At 41.0% G+C, this 16,379-nt stretch carries 30 protein-coding genes; all 30 read right to left on the reverse strand.

What is annotated here, in order from left to right; translation table 11 throughout:
- Nucleotides 1-77 precede the first annotated feature (77 nt).
- On the reverse strand, nt 78-587 hold the full coding sequence (gene rplQ / locus GRFL_RS03765) for a 50S ribosomal protein L17 (RefSeq protein WP_083643361.1): 510 nt from the start codon (nt 585-587) through the stop codon (nt 78-80).
- Nucleotides 588-674: 87 nt separating this feature from the next.
- Nucleotides 675-1,667, reverse strand: a complete 993-nt coding sequence (locus GRFL_RS03770; protein ID WP_083643362.1) for a DNA-directed RNA polymerase subunit alpha — start codon at nt 1,665-1,667, stop codon at nt 675-677.
- Between the two features lie 22 nt (nt 1,668-1,689).
- Nucleotides 1,690-2,295, reverse strand: coding sequence for a 30S ribosomal protein S4 (gene rpsD / locus GRFL_RS03775; RefSeq protein WP_083643363.1), 606 nt, complete (start codon nt 2,293-2,295; stop codon nt 1,690-1,692).
- 83 nt (nt 2,296-2,378) lie between these two features.
- Nucleotides 2,379-2,783 carry a 30S ribosomal protein S11 gene (gene rpsK, locus GRFL_RS03780; RefSeq protein ID WP_083643364.1) on the reverse strand — a complete coding sequence of 135 codons (405 nt, stop codon included), beginning with the start codon at nt 2,781-2,783 and terminating at the stop codon, nt 2,379-2,381.
- 8 nt (nt 2,784-2,791) lie between these two features.
- On the reverse strand, nt 2,792-3,166 hold the full coding sequence (rpsM, locus tag GRFL_RS03785) for a 30S ribosomal protein S13 (protein ID WP_083643365.1): 375 nt from the start codon (nt 3,164-3,166) through the stop codon (nt 2,792-2,794).
- A 2-nt stretch (nt 3,167-3,168) separates the two neighbouring features.
- On the reverse strand, nt 3,169-3,285 hold the full coding sequence (ykgO, locus tag GRFL_RS03790) for a type B 50S ribosomal protein L36 (protein WP_015361145.1): 117 nt from the start codon (nt 3,283-3,285) through the stop codon (nt 3,169-3,171).
- 115 nt (nt 3,286-3,400) lie between these two features.
- Nucleotides 3,401-3,616: a translation initiation factor IF-1 gene (gene infA / locus GRFL_RS03795; protein ID WP_083643366.1), complete on the reverse strand. Its 216-nt coding sequence runs from the start codon at nt 3,614-3,616 to the stop codon at nt 3,401-3,403.
- 2 nt (nt 3,617-3,618) lie between these two features.
- Nucleotides 3,619-4,956: a preprotein translocase subunit SecY gene (gene secY, locus GRFL_RS03800; RefSeq protein ID WP_083643367.1), complete on the reverse strand. Its 1,338-nt coding sequence runs from the start codon at nt 4,954-4,956 to the stop codon at nt 3,619-3,621.
- A 12-nt stretch (nt 4,957-4,968) separates the two neighbouring features.
- Nucleotides 4,969-5,421: a 50S ribosomal protein L15 gene (gene rplO, locus GRFL_RS03805; protein ID WP_083643368.1), complete on the reverse strand. Its 453-nt coding sequence runs from the start codon at nt 5,419-5,421 to the stop codon at nt 4,969-4,971.
- Nucleotides 5,422-5,429: 8 nt separating this feature from the next.
- Nucleotides 5,430-5,612, reverse strand: coding sequence for a 50S ribosomal protein L30 (gene rpmD, locus GRFL_RS03810; protein WP_083643369.1), 183 nt, complete (start codon nt 5,610-5,612; stop codon nt 5,430-5,432).
- Nucleotides 5,613-5,624: 12 nt separating this feature from the next.
- On the reverse strand, nt 5,625-6,149 hold the full coding sequence (gene rpsE, locus GRFL_RS03815) for a 30S ribosomal protein S5 (protein ID WP_083643370.1): 525 nt from the start codon (nt 6,147-6,149) through the stop codon (nt 5,625-5,627).
- 6 nt (nt 6,150-6,155) lie between these two features.
- Complete coding sequence (gene rplR, locus GRFL_RS03820) at nt 6,156-6,512, reverse strand: 50S ribosomal protein L18 (RefSeq protein ID WP_083643371.1); 357 nt, start codon at nt 6,510-6,512, stop codon at nt 6,156-6,158.
- Between the two features lie 12 nt (nt 6,513-6,524).
- On the reverse strand, nt 6,525-7,067 hold the full coding sequence (gene rplF, locus GRFL_RS03825; RefSeq protein WP_083643372.1) for a 50S ribosomal protein L6: 543 nt from the start codon (nt 7,065-7,067) through the stop codon (nt 6,525-6,527).
- Between the two features lie 13 nt (nt 7,068-7,080).
- Nucleotides 7,081-7,479, reverse strand: a complete 399-nt coding sequence (gene rpsH / locus GRFL_RS03830; protein ID WP_083643373.1) for a 30S ribosomal protein S8 — start codon at nt 7,477-7,479, stop codon at nt 7,081-7,083.
- 63 nt (nt 7,480-7,542) lie between these two features.
- Nucleotides 7,543-7,812, reverse strand: coding sequence for a 30S ribosomal protein S14 (gene rpsN / locus GRFL_RS03835; RefSeq protein ID WP_083643374.1), 270 nt, complete (start codon nt 7,810-7,812; stop codon nt 7,543-7,545).
- A 2-nt stretch (nt 7,813-7,814) separates the two neighbouring features.
- The gene (rplE, locus tag GRFL_RS03840; RefSeq protein ID WP_083643375.1) at nt 7,815-8,366 is read right to left on the reverse strand and encodes a 50S ribosomal protein L5; all 552 of its coding nucleotides are present in this window, start codon (nt 8,364-8,366) and stop codon (nt 7,815-7,817) included.
- A 2-nt stretch (nt 8,367-8,368) separates the two neighbouring features.
- Nucleotides 8,369-8,680 carry a 50S ribosomal protein L24 gene (rplX, locus tag GRFL_RS03845; protein ID WP_083643376.1) on the reverse strand — a complete coding sequence of 104 codons (312 nt, stop codon included), beginning with the start codon at nt 8,678-8,680 and terminating at the stop codon, nt 8,369-8,371.
- Between the two features lie 12 nt (nt 8,681-8,692).
- A complete protein-coding gene (gene rplN, locus GRFL_RS03850; RefSeq protein ID WP_083643377.1) occupies nt 8,693-9,061 on the reverse strand; it encodes a 50S ribosomal protein L14 in 369 nt (122 codons plus the stop codon).
- Nucleotides 9,062-9,063: 2 nt separating this feature from the next.
- Nucleotides 9,064-9,321, reverse strand: a complete 258-nt coding sequence (rpsQ, locus tag GRFL_RS03855) for a 30S ribosomal protein S17 (protein WP_083643378.1) — start codon at nt 9,319-9,321, stop codon at nt 9,064-9,066.
- 18 nt (nt 9,322-9,339) lie between these two features.
- Entirely contained in the window at nt 9,340-9,531 is a 192-nt protein-coding gene (gene rpmC, locus GRFL_RS03860; protein ID WP_083643379.1) for a 50S ribosomal protein L29, read from the reverse strand.
- A gap of 11 nt (nt 9,532-9,542) precedes the next feature.
- Nucleotides 9,543-9,962, reverse strand: a complete 420-nt coding sequence (gene rplP / locus GRFL_RS03865) for a 50S ribosomal protein L16 (RefSeq protein WP_083643380.1) — start codon at nt 9,960-9,962, stop codon at nt 9,543-9,545.
- 19 nt (nt 9,963-9,981) lie between these two features.
- Complete coding sequence (gene rpsC / locus GRFL_RS03870) at nt 9,982-10,701, reverse strand: 30S ribosomal protein S3 (protein WP_083643381.1); 720 nt, start codon at nt 10,699-10,701, stop codon at nt 9,982-9,984.
- Nucleotides 10,702-10,709: 8 nt separating this feature from the next.
- The gene (rplV, locus tag GRFL_RS03875) at nt 10,710-11,117 is read right to left on the reverse strand and encodes a 50S ribosomal protein L22 (protein ID WP_083643382.1); all 408 of its coding nucleotides are present in this window, start codon (nt 11,115-11,117) and stop codon (nt 10,710-10,712) included.
- 8 nt (nt 11,118-11,125) lie between these two features.
- A complete protein-coding gene (rpsS, locus tag GRFL_RS03880) occupies nt 11,126-11,404 on the reverse strand; it encodes a 30S ribosomal protein S19 (RefSeq protein WP_083643383.1) in 279 nt (92 codons plus the stop codon).
- 6 nt (nt 11,405-11,410) lie between these two features.
- Nucleotides 11,411-12,247, reverse strand: coding sequence for a 50S ribosomal protein L2 (rplB, locus tag GRFL_RS03885; protein ID WP_083643384.1), 837 nt, complete (start codon nt 12,245-12,247; stop codon nt 11,411-11,413).
- A gap of 9 nt (nt 12,248-12,256) precedes the next feature.
- Nucleotides 12,257-12,547, reverse strand: coding sequence for a 50S ribosomal protein L23 (rplW, locus tag GRFL_RS03890; protein WP_083643385.1), 291 nt, complete (start codon nt 12,545-12,547; stop codon nt 12,257-12,259).
- A gap of 8 nt (nt 12,548-12,555) precedes the next feature.
- The gene (gene rplD, locus GRFL_RS03895) at nt 12,556-13,182 is read right to left on the reverse strand and encodes a 50S ribosomal protein L4 (protein WP_083643386.1); all 627 of its coding nucleotides are present in this window, start codon (nt 13,180-13,182) and stop codon (nt 12,556-12,558) included.
- Complete coding sequence (gene rplC, locus GRFL_RS03900; protein ID WP_083643387.1) at nt 13,182-13,793, reverse strand: 50S ribosomal protein L3; 612 nt, start codon at nt 13,791-13,793, stop codon at nt 13,182-13,184. Before rplC ends, rplD begins: the two co-directional genes overlap by 1 nt.
- Before the next feature lie 150 nt (nt 13,794-13,943).
- Nucleotides 13,944-14,249, reverse strand: a complete 306-nt coding sequence (gene rpsJ, locus GRFL_RS03905) for a 30S ribosomal protein S10 (protein ID WP_010519396.1) — start codon at nt 14,247-14,249, stop codon at nt 13,944-13,946.
- Between the two features lie 10 nt (nt 14,250-14,259).
- Nucleotides 14,260-16,371 carry an elongation factor G gene (gene fusA / locus GRFL_RS03910; RefSeq protein ID WP_083643388.1) on the reverse strand — a complete coding sequence of 704 codons (2,112 nt, stop codon included), beginning with the start codon at nt 16,369-16,371 and terminating at the stop codon, nt 14,260-14,262.
- Nucleotides 16,372-16,379: the final 8 nt, after the last annotated feature.

The raw sequence follows: 16,379 nt of genomic DNA on the forward strand, positions 1-16,379 counted from the left end.
TTCTCAAAAGGGTATAAAAAAAGGATAAACCAAAAAAGTTTATCCTTTTAAATATCAGATTAAAATAAGAAGCATTTCTATTCTTCTTTTTTGTCATCTTTCTTTTCTTCAGCTTTTGCTTCTTCCTTCTTAGGAGCTTCTGCCTTTGGTTGAGCAGGAGCCTCAGAAGTTTTCTTACCTGCACGTCTGGTAGATTTCTTTTTCTTCGGCTTATCCACACCGTAAGTTTCGTTGTAATCTACCAACTCGATCATGGCCATTTCAGCAGCATCCCCAAGACGACTACCTAACTTGATCACTCGAGTATATCCTCCCGGACGGTCTCCCACTTTAGGAGCTACCTCGCGGAACAATTCACTTACCGCGTCTTTACTACGAAGTTTACTAAAAACTACACGTCTATTGTGCGTAGTATCTTCTTTAGACTTGGTGATCATTGGTTCAACAAACACTTTTAAAGCTTTTGCTTTGGCAAGAGTGGTGTTGATGCGTTTGTGCTCGATCAGGGAACAAGCCATATTCGCAAGCATTGCCTTACGATGGGCTGTTTTTCTACCTAAATGGTTTATCTTTTTTCCGTGTCTCATGACGTTTTTTGTTTCATCATCTTGCTGCGACCCGCTCTGGGGAGCAAAATATGATGGTTAAATATTATGCAGCTTGGAAAGCTACAACTAGTCTTTATCTAATTTATATTTTGAAAGATCCATACCGAAGTTCAAACCTTTGTTGCTTACCAGCTCTTCCAATTCAGTAAGAGATTTTTTTCCGAAGTTTCTGAATTTCATCAGATCGTTCTTGTTGTAAGATACAAGGTCTCCAAGGGTATCAACCTCAGCCGCTTTCAGGCAGTTCAGTGCTCTAACCGAAAGATCCAGGTCAACCAGTTTGGTTTTCAGGAGCTGTCTCATGTGAAGAGATTCTTCATCATAAGTCTCGGTTTGGGCAATTTCATCAGCCTCCAGTGTAATTCTCTCATCAGAGAACAACATAAAGTGGTGAATGAGTGTCTTGGCTGCTTCAGTTAACGCATCTTTTGGATGAATAGACCCATCAGAAATGATTTCGAAAACCAGTTTCTCATAATCGGTCTTTTGCTCTACACGATAGTTCTCAATGCTATACTTCACGTTTTTAATCGGAGTATAGATCGAATCGGTAAAAATGGTTCCAAGAGGTGCGTTAGGCTTTTTGTTCTCTTCAGCAGGAACATAACCTCTACCTTTCTCAATAGTGATCTCCATGTTCAGGCTCACTTTCTTATCCATGTGACAGATGATCTGATCTGGATTCAGAATTTGGAAACCTGAGATAAATTTCTGGAAGTGACCGGCAGTTAACTGCTCTTCTCCGGAAACTGAAATGGTTACCGATTCGTTATCGATCTCGTCTATCTGTCTTTTGAAACGGATTTGCTTCAGATTCAATACTATTTCAGTAACATCCTCCACAACTCCGGAAATGGTAGAGAATTCGTGATCTACACCTTCAATACGTACTGAAGTGATCGCGAAACCTTCCAAAGAAGATAAAAGCACTCGTCTTAAAGCGTTACCAACGGTTAATCCGTAACCCGGTTCCAAAGGGCGAAATTCAAATTTCCCCTCGAAATCGGTAGAATCAATCATTATAACTTTATCGGGCTTTTGAAAATTTAATAATGCCATATTTCGACTTCTGTGTGAATTATTATTTCGAATATAATTCGACGATGAATTGTTCATTGATATTTTCAGGAATCTGAACTCTTCCTGGAACGGAAACAAATGTTCCTTCTTTTTTCTCTGAATTCCAAGATAACCATTCATACACTGCGCTATTGTTAGACAGTGATTCCTGAACAACACCTAAAGATTTAGATTTCTCACGAACTCCAACAACATCTCCTGCCTTTAGGTGATAAGATGGAATGTTCACGATCTCCCCGTTTACTGTGATGTGACGGTGACCTACCAACTGGCGGGCTGCTCTTCTAGAAGGCGCTACACCCATACGGTAAACCACGTTATCCAAACGGCTCTCGCAAAGCTGTAATAATACCTCACCGGTAATTCCCTGAGAACGGGTAGCTTTCTCGAACATATTACGGAATTGACGCTCCAGGATACCATACGTATACTTCGCCTTCTGCTTCTCCATCAACTGGATTGCGTATTCCGATTTTTTTCCACGACGACGGTTGTTACCGTGCTGTCCCGGAGGGTAATTTCTTTTTTCAAAAGATTTGTCGTCACCAAAAATAGGCTCTCCGAATTTACGGGCTATTTTAGTTTTTGGACCTGTATATCTTGCCATTACTATAGTTGTTTGGGAAAGGGATTATGAATTAAGGCATTAGTCCTTCGATAATCTAATTCCTCTCCTAATTATTAAAATACTTATACTCTACGTCTCTTAGGTGGACGACAACCGTTGTGTGGAAGTGGAGTGATATCGATAATCTCTGTAACCTCTATTCCGCTATTGTGGATAGAACGGATTGCAGATTCTCTACCATTTCCAGGACCTTTTACGTACACCTTTACTTTACGCAAACCAGCTTCGTGAGCTACTTTTGAAGCATCTTCAGCGGCAAGCTGCGCAGCGTAAGGAGTATTCTTTTTAGATCCTCTAAAGCCCATCTTACCAGCAGATGACCAAGCTACCACATCTCCTTTTTTATTGGTAAGAGAGATGATGATGTTGTTGAAAGACGCCGTTACGTGAGCTTCTCCATTAGACTCCACGATAACTTTACGTTTCTTCTGGGTTTTTCCGGCTTTTTGATTTGTCTTCTTTGCCATACTACTTACTATTTAGTTGCTTTTTTCTTGTTAGCAACTGTTTTTCTTCTTCCTTTACGAGTTCTAGAGTTGTTCTTGGTACGCTGTCCTCTTAGTGGAAGTCCCACTCTGTGACGAATACCTCTGTAACATCCAATATCCATTAGACGTTTGATGCTCATCTGAACTTCAGTACGCAATTCCCCTTCGATGGTGTATTGACCAACTGCTTCACGAATGCGACCAATCTCGTCATCGTCCCAGTCTGAAACTTTTTTGCTTTCGTCTACTTTGGCTGCAGCCAGGATCTCCTGAGCTCTGCTTTTACCAATACCGAAGATATAGGTCAATGCTATAACTCCTCGCTTTTGTTTAGGTATATCAACCCCTGCTATTCTTGCCATAATTAGCCTTGTCTTTGTTTAAACTTGGGATTCTTTTTGTTAATTACGTAAAGGCGCCCTTTTCTGCGAACAATCTTGCAGTCGGCACTTCTCTTTTTTATTGATGCTCTAACTTTCATCTTATCTGTTTTTTGTTCACCGGCAGGGAGTTATCCCATTCCGTGAAATTTAGGCGTCATAAATTTTTCAGAGTGCAAAAGTATAAAAAATTTATAAACTCCTGAAAATTACTTTTTAGTATCTGTAAGTTATTCGAGCCTTGGATAAATCGTAAGGACTCATTTCCAGTTTGACCTTATCTCCTGGCAACAATTTGATGTAATGCATTCTCATCTTACCAGAGATATGGGCCGTTACAACGTGGCCGTTCTCCAATTCTACTCGGAACATCGCATTTGACAATGCTTCAATGATTGTTCCGTCCTGTTCAATTGGTGGTTGTTTTGCCATAATTAAGCTACTGCTTTTCTGTTTTTACCTGTTTTCATTAATCCGTCATAGTGTCTATTCAATAGGTAAGAATTTACCTGCTGCATAGTATCTATTGCAACTCCCACTAAAATCAGAAGCGAGGTACCTCCAAAGAACAACGCCCATCCCTGCTGCACACCCAACAGTGAATATACGATTGCAGGAAACACTGCAATTAGCGCCAGGAAGATAGATCCTGGAAGCGTTATTTGAGACATGATACGATCCAGATACTCGGAAGTTTCGGTTCCTGGGCGAATACCCGGGATAAACCCTCCACTGCGTTTAAGATCGTCAGCCATTTTATTCGTTGGAACGGTGATCGCTGTGTAGAAATAGGTGAAAATAATAATCAACAAAGCGAAAACCAGATTATACCAAAATCCGAATATATTTCTAAATGCCGCGGTCACACCCTGAGCAGCTTCCGAATCAGACAATCCGGCGATCGCTACAGGAATGAACATAATTGCCTGCGCAAAGATGATTGGCATCACTCCAGATGCATTCAGCTTAAGAGGTATATATTGTCTTGAACCGAATACATTCTTTTCATACCCGCCAGAAGCGGTTCTTCTCGCATACTGAACCGGTATTTGTCTTACAGCCATAACCAGTAACACACAGGCCATGATCACTGCGAACCAGATCACCAATTCGATAAGGATCATAATCAAACCACCGTTCGATTCAAAAACTCGTGAGGCGAACTCCTGAACGAAAGCCAAAGGCATTCTGGCAATGATTCCTACCATAATAAGCAGGGAGATCCCGTTACCGATACCCTTATCAGTAATCTTCTCACCCAGCCACATCGCGAAGATGGTACCGGTGGTAAGGATGATTACTGAAGAAACTACAAATGTTAAGTTATTTCCAAGCAAAAACGCTTCAGACGGCAGGGTTGCAAACAGATTATAGATATAACCAGGACCCTGTACAAGCGTAATGGCAATGGTTAACCACCTTGTAATCTGGTTGATTTTCTTACGACCGCTCTCTCCTTCTTTCTGTAGCTTCTGAAGATAAGGAATCGCGATTCCCATCAACTGCACCACAATGGAAGCCGAGATATACGGCATGATTCCCAATGCGAAAACCGATGCGTTAGAGAAAGCACCACCGGTAAATGCATTCAGCAAACCAAGCAACCCGTTTTCAGTCTGGGTTGCAAGATTTGATAATTGAGCTGCATCGATACCCGGAAGTACCACCTGTGCACCGAATCGATACACTAAAAGCAAACCGAGGGTTACTAAAATTCGGTTTTTTAGCTCCTCGATTTTCCAAATATTTTTAATCGTATTGATGAATTTCATGTGATATATCTATTATAAAGTAACAACTTCACCTCCGGCAGCTTCAATAGCTTCTTTCGCTGAGGCCGTAAATTTATGAACAGATACTTTCAACTTTGCCTTTAATTCACCTCTACCTAATATCTTAACTAGTTCGTTTCTTCCAGCCAGACCGTTCTCTACAAGAACATCCATATCAACAGTATCTTTAATTCTACCGTTATCAACTAATGTTTGTAGTGTATCCAGGTTGATTCCCTGGTACTCTTTACGATTTCTGTTGTTGAAACCGAACTTAGGAACACGTCTCTGCAAAGGCATTTGCCCACCTTCGAAACCGATCTTCTTAGAATAACCTGAACGTGATTTAGCCCCTTTATGACCACGGGTAGCGGTTCCACCTTTACCCGAGCCTTCTCCGCGGCCTACACGCTTGCCATCCTTTTTTACTGAACCTTCTGCAGGTTTTAAGTTACTTAAATCCATGAGAGATATTATTTTGTTTCTTCTACAGAAACTAAGTGTTTAACTTTATTTACCATACCAAGGATGTTTGGCGTATCGTCGTGCTCAACCGTTTGACCGATCTTCTTAAGACCAAGAGCCTCAAGAATTCGCTTCTGATTCTTTGTACGGTTGATGGCGCTTCTTGTTTTTGTAACTTTAATCTTTCCCATCTTTTCCTTGATTTATCCTTTAAATACCTTTTCTAAAGAAATACCTCGCTGTTTTGCAACAGTTTCAGCACTTCTCAATTGTAATAAGGCATCAAAAGTAGCTTTAACAACGTTGTGAGGGTTAGAAGAACCCTGGTTCTTAGAAAGTACATCATGTACTCCTACTGATTCCAATACCGCACGAATAGCTCCACCGGCAATGATCCCGGTACCAGTAGCAGCCGGCATCAATAACACTCTGGCTCCACCGTATTTACCTTTTTGCTCGTGAGGCAAAGTTCCTTTGTGAAGAGGAATTCTAACAAGGTTTTTCTTGGCATCTTCCACGGCTTTGGAAATAGCATCAGCAACCTCTTTAGACTTTCCAAGTCCCTGGCCAACAACACCATTTTCATCTCCTACTACTACAATAGCAGAAAAACCGAATGCTCTACCACCTTTAGTAACCTTCGTAACACGTTGTACTCCAACCAAACGGTCTTTCAATTCAAGACCTCCTGGTTTTACATGCTCTACGTTTTTATAATCTTGATACATATCTTTTTAGAATTTTAGTCCTCCTTCGCGAGCACCTTCTGCTAATGATTTAACTCTTCCGTGATATAGATACCCACCTCTGTCAAAAGAGATCGTATCGATTCCGGCTTTCTTCGCTTTTTCAGCAATGGCCTTACCAACCAATGCCGCCTGCTCTTGCTTGCTAGAAGCTGCAGCAGCGATGTCTTTATCTCTAGAAGAAGCTGACGCTAGGGTCTTTCCTTCTACGTCGTCGATGATCTGTGCATAAATCTCTTTATTGCTTCGGAAAACAGATAATCTTGGACGGCTCTCAGTACCAACGATATCCTTACGGATACGTCTTCTGATTTTATTTCTTCTATCTTGTTTTGAAACTGCCATAATTACTTTTTATTAAGCTGATTTACCTGCTTTTCTTCTTAGTTGTTCACCAACAAACTTGATACCTTTTCCTTTGTAAGGCTCAGGCTTTCTGAAAGAACGGATCTTAGCAGCAACCTGTCCTACAAGTTGTTTGTCATGAGAAGTAAGTTTCACAACAGGATTCTTACCTTTCTCAGTCACAGTCTCCACTTTAACTTCAGGAGCCAAATCTATTACAATATTGTGAGAATAACCAACGGCAAGGTCAAGCTTGTTTCCCTGGTTGCTGGCACGATAACCAACACCAACCAGTTCCAGCTCTTTTGTGAAGCCGTTTGTTACACCTTCAATCATATTGTTCACCAAAGCACGGTAAAGACCGTGTTTTGCTTTCTGATCACTTTTATCTGAAGAACGCTCAAAAGAAATCGTGTTATCCTCAATGGTTACATCGATATCTGTAATTGTTTGCTGAAGTTCTCCTAATTTTCCTTTTACCGTTACAACACCGTCTTTGTAATCTACCGTTACACCTTCTGGAATTGTAATTGGGCTTTTACCTATTCTTGACATCTTTTTCGTCTTTTTAGTATACGTAGCACAATACCTCTCCACCAACGTTTTCAGCCTTCGCCTGCTTTCCGGTCATTACACCATGAGAAGTAGAAACGATTGCCACACCAAGACCGTTCAGGATCCTTGGGATGTCGTTAGCGCCGGCATACTTACGTAGACCAGGTTTACTTATTCTTTGAATTTTCTTAATTACCGGCTCTTTGGTGAGTTTATCATACTTCAGAGCGATTTTGATGGTTCCCTGAGCGGTATCGTCATCAAACTTGTAACTAAGAATGTATCCTTGATCGAATAAAATTTTGGTGATCTCTTTCTTAACATTGGAAGCAGGAATCTCCACCACACGGTGATTTGCCGCGTTTGCGTTCCTGATTCTTGTTAGATAATCTGCAATAGGATCTGTATTCATTTATAAAATATTTCGGAAGTGGTTTTCTCTATTTAGAACCTTCTCCCAGTTAAAAAATAATTCTTACCAGCTAGCTTTCTTAACCCCTGGAATTAATCCCTTATTAGCCATTTCCCTGAACATTACACGGGAAACTCCAAATTGTCTCATGTATCCCTTTGGTCTTCCGGTAAGTTTACAACGGTTGTGCAAACGAACAGGAGAAGAGTTTTTAGGTAATTTCTGCAACGCCTCCCAGTCTCCAGCTTCTTTCAGCTCTTCACGTTTCTTAGCGTACTTTTTTACCAGTTTTTGTCTCTTCACCTCACGGGCTTTCATTGATTCTTTAGCCATAATTAATTCTTTTTAAAAGGTAATCCTAATTCGGTTAACAATGCTTTCGCTTCCTTATCGGTATTGGCAGAAGTCACAAAAGTGATATCCATACCGGCAATTCGGTTCACTGCATCAATATCGATCTCAGGGAAGATAATCTGCTCGGTTACCCCAAGGTTATAATTACCTCTTCCATCAAACCCATTAGATTTGATACCGTTAAAGTCTCTTACTCGCGGTAAAGCGGTAGTAATCAATCTATCTAAGAATTCGTACATTCTATATCCACGTAAAGTAACTTTAGCACCAATCGGCATTCCTTTACGAAGCTTAAATGACGCAACGTCTTTCTTGGAAATTGTAGCAACAGCTTTTTGACCACTGATAGCTGATAGTTCATCAACTGCATGATCGATAAGCTTCTTATCGGCTACAGCACCACCAACACCACGGCTGATGACGATTTTCTCCAGTTTTGGAATTTCCATTACGTTCGCGTAGCTGAATTCCTCACTAAGCGCATTCTTCACACGCTCGTTGTATTCCTGTTTAAGTCTTGGTAAGTATGCCATAACTAAATTACTTCATTAGATTTTTTAGAAAATCTCACTTTCTTCCCATCCTCTTCTTTGAAACCAACTCTGGTCGTGTTACCGTTATTATCGATAAGCGCTAGGTTGGAAATATGGATAGGAGCTTCCTTCTCTTTAATACCACCTTGTGGATTTTGAGCACTCGGCTTTTCATGTTTAGAGATCATGTTAACCCCTTCCACGATGGCTTTATTTTTATCACGAAGTACTTTCTGTACTTTACCTTCCTGACCTTTATGGTCTCCGGCAATTACACGAACAGTATCTCCTGATTTGATTTTAAGCTTTGTCATTTTCTTAATGTATTAAAGCACTTCAGGTGCCAATGATACAATTTTCATGAATTGCTTATCACGAAGTTCACGTGCTACAGGACCAAATACACGGGTTCCGCGCATTTCTCCCTGAGGGTTCAAAAGCACACAGGCGTTATCATCAAAACGGATGTAAGATCCGTCTGGTCTGCGTACTTCTTTCGTGGTACGTACAACTACAGCTGTAGACACGGCTCCTTTTTTGATATTCCCGTTTGGAGTGGCTTCTTTCACACTCACAACGATCTTATCTCCAACTGAAGCGTATCGCTTTTTTGTACCTCCCAACACTCGGATCGCCAAAACTTCTTTGGCCCCGGTGTTATCTGCTACTTTTAGTCTGGATTCTTGTTGTACCATGATTACTTCGCTCTTTCAATTATTTCTACTAATCTCCAACACTTGGATTTACTCAAAGGTCTAGTTTCCATGATCTTTACAGTATCCCCTTCGTTGCAGTCATTATTTTCGTCGTGTGCTACGTACTTTTTCGTTTTTAAAACGAATTTTCCATACATAGGGTGTTTTACTTTTTTCACCTCAGAAACCACGATAGATTTCTGCATTTTGTTACTTGTAACAACACCAATACGCTCTTTTCTTAAGTTTCTTTTTTCCATCTTTCAGCAGAATAACAATTATTGTTGTTCTCTTTTAGTTAACTCTGTAGCCAGTCTCGCAACCTTTCTTCTTTCAGCGCGCAGCTGAATAGGATTTTCAAGAGGCGATACAGCATGAGCCATCTTCAAATCTGCGTAAGCTTTACGAGACTTACCAAGCTCTTCTTGCAATTCTGCAACAGACAATTCTTTTACTTCTGATTGTTTCATAATTCAAAAAATTATTCTTGATAATCTCTAGCTACAACAAATTTAGTTCTCACAGGAAGTTTCTGTGCCGCAAGACGAAGCGCCTCTTTAGCGATATCCATTGGTACACCACCAATTTCAAACATGATTCTTCCTGGTTTTACCACGGCTGCCCAGTATTCTACAGCACCCTTACCTTTACCCATACGTACTTCAAGAGGTTTCTTTGTAATAGGCTTATCTGGGAAAATTTTGATCCAGATAGAACCTTCTCTCTTCATGTAACGAGTAGCGGCAATACGCGCTGCCTCGATCTGGCGTGCGGTCACGAAGCTGGAATCCATAGATTTGATTCCAAAGGTACCATTTGAAAGTCTATGCCCTCTTTGAGCAAGCCCCTTCATACGGCCTTTTTGTTGCTTACGGTATTTTGTTCTTTTAGGTTGTAACATTTCCTTTTACTTTAAAAAATTACTTTCTACGACGTGATTTGTTTCCACCTCGTCCGGCACCGGATTTTTTTCCTTGGTTCTTAGCAAGGCCAACAAGAGGCGAAAGCTCTCTTTTTCCGTATACCTCACCTTTCATGATCCATACTTTAACACCCAGTCTACCATAAGTAGTATGAGCTTCCACTAAAGCATAATCAATATCAGCCCTAAAAGTTGACAAAGGGATTCTACCATCTTTGTATGATTCTGAACGTGCCATTTCAGCACCGTTAAGACGACCGGAGATCTCAATTTTGATTCCTTCGGCGTTCATTCTCATAGCAGCCGCAATAGCCATCTTGATCGCACGACGGTAAGAGATACGGTTCTCTATCTGTCTTGCAACACTTGCTGCTACGAGGTGAGCATCAAGTTCTGGCCTTTTAATCTCAAAGATGTTTATTTGAACTTCCTTGTCGGTAATCTTTTTAAGCTCTTCTTTTAGCTTGTCTACCTCCTGTCCACCTTTACCGATAATGATACCAGGTCTGGCAGTGGTGATAGTAACGGTTACAAGCTTCAGCGTGCGCTCAATGATTACACGAGAAACACTAGCTTTAGAAAGACGTGCATGGATATACTTTCTAATCTTATCGTCTTCGGCTAATTTATCGCCGTAGTCGTTTCCTCCGTACCAGTTGGATTCCCATCCTCTGATGATACCAAGGCGATTTCCGATTGGATTTGTCTTTTGTCCCATACTCTCTCTTAGCTTTGTGTATTATTGTTTGCTCCAAGCACCAATGTTACGTGATTGGATCTCTTTCTAATTCTGTGTGCACGACCCTGTGGCGCTGGACGAAGTCTTTTCAACATGCTTCCTCCATCCACACGAATCTCCTTCACGAACAATTCAGCATCTTCGATACTAGCATCTTCGTTCTTAGCCTGCCAGTTGGCAATAGCTGAAAGCAAAAGCTTCTCTAAACGGTTTGATGCCTCTTTTTTGCTGAATTTCAAAATATGAAGCGCTTTTTCTACTTTCTCTCCTCTTACCAGATCCGCAACTAGGCGCATCTTTCTTGGCGAAGTAGGGCAGTTATTCAACTTAGCAAAAGCTACCTGTTGCTTGGCTTCTTTTATTTGCTCTGCTCTTTCTCTTTTACGAACTCCCATAGCTTCAATTATTTTTTACCTTTATTTTTCGCACCAGCATGCCCTCTAAAAGAACGTGTTGGCGAAAATTCTCCTAATTTATGACCCACCATGTTTTCAGTTACATAAACAGGTACAAATTGCTTCCCGTTATGCACAGCGATGGTTTGTCCAACGAAATCTGGAGTAATCATAGAAGCACGAGACCAGGTTTTGATCACGGCTTTCTTTCCAGACTCAACATTCTGGGCAACTTTTTGCTCCAGTTTATAGTGAACGAAAGGTCCTTTTTTTAATGAACGTGCCATATCTTATTATTTCTTTCTAGTCTTTCTGCGTTCTACAATATACTTGTTACTCGCCTTAGTCTTAGAACGGGTCTTGAATCCTTTTGCAGGAAGACCTTTTCTAGATCTTGGATGACCTCCTGAAGCTCTACCTTCACCACCACCCATTGGGTGATCGATTGGGTTCATCGCTACAGGTCTTGTTCTTGGTCTGATACCTAACCAGCGTTTTCTACCGGCTTTACCAGAGATCAATAGCTGATGGTCACTGTTAGAAACTGCCCCGATAGTCGCCATACAAGTAGACAGAATTCTTCTGATCTCTCCTGAAGGCAATTTGATCGTAGCATACTTCCCTTCTCTCGCAAGAAGTTGAGCAAAAGCTCCGGCACTACGAGCCATAACAGCTCCCTGACCAGCTCTAAGCTCGATACAAGAAATGATGGTACCCAGTGGAATGTTCGCTAAAGGCATGGCGTTTCCAATTTCCGGAGCAACAGCTTCGCTTCCAGAAACGATGTTTTGACCTACCTGAAGCCCATTCTGAGCAATGATATACCTCTTTTCGCCATCCTGATAGTTCAATAAAGCGATAAAGGCCGTTCTATTTGGATCGTATTCGATAGTTGCAACAGTTGCAGGAATCCCCTGCTTGTCACGTTTGAAATCGATAACTCGGTAACGTCTTTTGTGACCACCACCTTTGTAGCGCATGGTCATTTTACCCTGACTGTTTCTACCACCTGATTTTTTGATCGGAGCCAAAAGGCTTTTTTCCGGCTTATCAGTAGTAATGGCGTCATACCCATTAACTACTCTAAAACGCTGACCAGGTGTAATTGGTTTTAACTTTCTTACTGACATTTTCTAGTCTTAAAGATTACTGTATAAATCAATAGTTTCACCTTCCGCCACCTGTACTACTGCTTTTTTGAAAGCACTAGTTTTACCAGTGATCATACCAGATTTTGTATATCTGGTCTTGCGATCCGGGCGGACATTAATAGTTCGAACTTTAGTAACAGAAACGCCATAAGCCGATTCGATCGCTTCTTTGATCTGAATCTTATTCGCCTTGTTACTAACCACAAATGTGAAACGATTATTCATTTCGCTATCTGCAGTTGCTTTTTCTGTAATAACAGGTTTAATTAAGATGCTCATAACGTTTATTAACTTAATTTCGACTCAATTCCTTCTAAAGAACCTTCAAGAAAGACGATGTTGTTAGCATTAAGAATTTTGTAAGTACTTAATTCTGAGCTATTTACGACTTCAGAGGTCTTCAAATTGCGCGACGACAAATATACGTTTTTATTTGAGTCACCCAACACAATCAATGATTTTTTAGACTCAATCCCCAGAGACTGAAGAACTTCGATAAAATTCTTGGTCTTTGGTGTATCGAATGAAAAATCCTCTACTACGATAATTGACTTATCGTTTGCTTTCATAGAAAGCGCTGATTTTCTGGCAAGACGCTTCAGGTTCTTGTTCAGTTTGAAGCTGTAATCCTTTGGTCTAGGACCAAAAATACGTCCACCACCTCTAAACACAGGAGACTTAATGCTACCTGCACGAGCGGTACCAGTACCTTTCTGCTTCTTGATCTTACGAGTAGATCCCGCAATTTCAGCTCTTTCTTTAGCCTTATGAGTTCCCTGACGCTGATTTGCAAGGTATTGCTTTACATCAAGGTATACTGCATGTTCGTTTGGCTCTATAGCGAAAACAGCATCAGAAAGCTTTGCTTTTCTGCCTGTTTCTTTTCCTTTAATATCTAAAACTGCTATTTCCATTACTTACTGATGATTACGTAAGAGTTTTTGTGACCAGGAACACATCCTTTTACTACAAGAAGATTCTTGTCTGCCACAATTTTTAAAACTCTAAGGTTTTCAACTTTTACATTTTCGCCACCCATTCTTCCGGCCATCTTCATTCCTTTGAATACTCTCGCAGGATAAGAAGCTGCACCAATAGAACCAGGAGCTCTTAAACGGTTATGTTGCCCGTGGGTAGCCTGTCCAACACCTCCAAAACCGTGTCTTTTTACAACACCCTGGAAGCCTTTTCCTTTGGAAACGCCACTAATGTCAACAAATTCACCTTCTTTAAACTGTTCTACGGTGATCGCATCACCTAGTTTAAAATCACCATCAAATCCCTGGAATTCAACGACCTTACGTTTTGCAACGGTTCCTGCTTTTTTGGCGTGCCCAGCGGCAGCTTTATTTGCAGTCTTTACGTCATCGAAACCAAGTTGAAGTGCTTCGTACCCGTCAACCTCATTGGTTCTGACTTGGGTAACCACGCATGGCCCAGCTTCGATCACGGTACAAGGGATGTTTTTCCCATTCTCGTCGAAAATGCTAGTCATGCCGATCTTTTTTCCTATTAACCCAGACATACTTAATTAATTATTAATTGTTTTTATTTATTCTCAAAAATTAAGGCCGAAAAATACATTTCAGCCTTGAATTGTATCTTTCACCGTTTTTCCTTTGCTCGAAGCGCCGGACATGTTAACCGGAAGCCGAAGCTTCCGGATATTGTTTTATCACACTTTAATCTCTACTTCCACACCACTTGGCAATTCCAGCTTCATCAACGCATCGATCGTTTTTGAAGAAGAACTGTAGATATCAAGAAGTCTTTTGTAAGAACTAAGCTCAAACTGCTCTCTTGATTTCTTGTTCACGTGAGGTGAACGAAGTACAGTAAAGATCTTCTTGTTTGTTGGCAACGGAATAGGACCGGTAACAACAGCTCCCGTAGTTTTTACGGTTTTCACGATCTTTTCAGCAGACTTGTCTACCAGGTTGTGATCGTAGGATTTCAGTTTTATTCTAATTTTTTGACTCATTTTCCTAAGATTATTCGTTAACTCCTCCTTTAGCCGCTTTGATAACTTCTTCAGAAATATTTGAAGGAGTTTCAGCGTAGTGAGAGAATTCCATAGTTGAAGTTGCACGACCTGAAGAAAGTGTTCTTAATGTAGTTACATAACCGAACATTTCTGAAAGTGGCACTTCAGCTTTGATTACCTTCGCACCAGATCTGTCACTCATATTGTTAACCTGACCTCTTCTTCTGTTAAGGTCACCTACAATATCTCCCATGTTTTCTTCCGGAGTAACAACTTCTACTTTCATGATTGGCTCAAGAATTACGGCACCAGCTTTCTTGGCAGATGCTTTGTAACCCATCTTCGCAGCCAATTCGAAAGATAATTGATCGGAATCCACAGGGTGGAAAGATCCATCTTTAAGGACAACTTTTAAAGAGTCCATTGTAAATCCTGCAAGAGGACCATTTTTCATAGCCTCCTGGAATCCTTTCTGTACAGAAGGAACAAATTCTTTAGGGATACGTCCACCTTTAATTTCGTCTACGAACTGAAGACCCTCTCCTTCAAAATCAGCATCTACAGGTCCCATTTCGAAAATAATATCGGCAAACTTACCACGACCACCAGACTGTTTCTTGTAAACCTCTCTGTGATCAGCATTCTTAGTGATTGCTTCTTTGTACTCTACCTGAGGCTCACCAACATTTACTTCGACCTTGAATTCACGTTTCATACGGTCGATAATGATCTCCAGGTGAAGCTCACCCATACCAGAGATAATTGTTTGACCTGAAGCTTCATCAGTCTTAACAGTAAAAGTAGGATCCTCTTCAGCTAACTTACCAAGAGCCATACCCATCTTCTCCACATCAGCCTTAGTCTTAGGCTCCACAGCGATACCGATTACCGGCGCAGGGAAGGTCATAGACTCAAGAACGATTGGGTGGTTAAGATCAGTAAGCGTATCACCGGTCTTAATATCTTTAAATCCAACAGCTGCACCAATATCTCCAGCCTCAATCTTATCGATAGGCTCTTGTTTGTTAGAGTGCATCTGGTAAATTCTAGAAATACGCTCTTTCTTACCCGAACGTACATTCAATACATAAGAACCAGCGTCTAGAGTACCTGAGTACGCACGGAAGAATGCCAAACGACCAACGAAAGGATCGGTAGCAATCTTAAACGCAAGCGCAGAAAATGGAGAATCCACATTCGGCTTACGGCTTTCTTCTTCACCAGTATCAGGATTTGTTCCCTGAATAGCTTCAACATCTACAGGAGAAGGAAGGTAACGCATTACTGCGTCAAGCATTGCCTGAACTCCTTTATTTTTAAATGCCGAACCACACATCATTGGGATAATAGACATATCGATAGTAGCAGCACGAAGGGCAGCAATGATCTCATCTTCAGTGATAGAATCTTCGTCTTCGAAGAATTTTTCCATCAAAGCCTCGTCATATTCAGCAACCGCTTCTACAAGCTCAGTACGATACTTATCTACATCAGCTTTTAGTTCTTCCGGAATATCGATAGTATCATAGGTCATACCCATGTCTTCATCATTCCAGATGATCGCTTTCTTAGAAATAAGATCAACCACACCTTTAAAATCAGCTTCGTCACCAATTGGAACCTGAAGCGGCACTGGATTTCCTCCCAACATTTCTTTAACCTGACGGCAAACATTGAAGAAATCAGCACCCTGACGGTCCATCTTGTTCACAAAACCTAGACGTGGAACACGATATTTATCTGCCTGCCTCCAAACAGTTTCAGACTGAGGCTCCACCCCGTCTACTGCCGAAAATAAGGCAACCACTCCATCAAGTACACGCAATGAACGCTCTACTTCCACAGTAAAATCAACGTGACCAGGAGTATCAATAATATTTACAGTATATTCTTGATCTCTGTAAGGCCAGGTACAATGAGTTGCAGCAGAAGTAATGGTAATACCACGTTCCTGCTCCTGCTCCATCCAGTCCATAGTAGCCGCACCATCGTGCACCTCACCAATCTTGTGACTGATACCTGTATAATAAAGGATACGCTCAGTTGTTGTGGTTTTACCCGCATCAATATGAGCCGCGATACCTATATTTCTAGTAAATTTTAAATCTCTTTGTGCCATGTTGTTTT

Source organism: Christiangramia flava JLT2011 (genome assembly GCF_001951155.1).
Classification (GTDB): domain Bacteria; phylum Bacteroidota; class Bacteroidia; order Flavobacteriales; family Flavobacteriaceae; genus Christiangramia; species Christiangramia flava.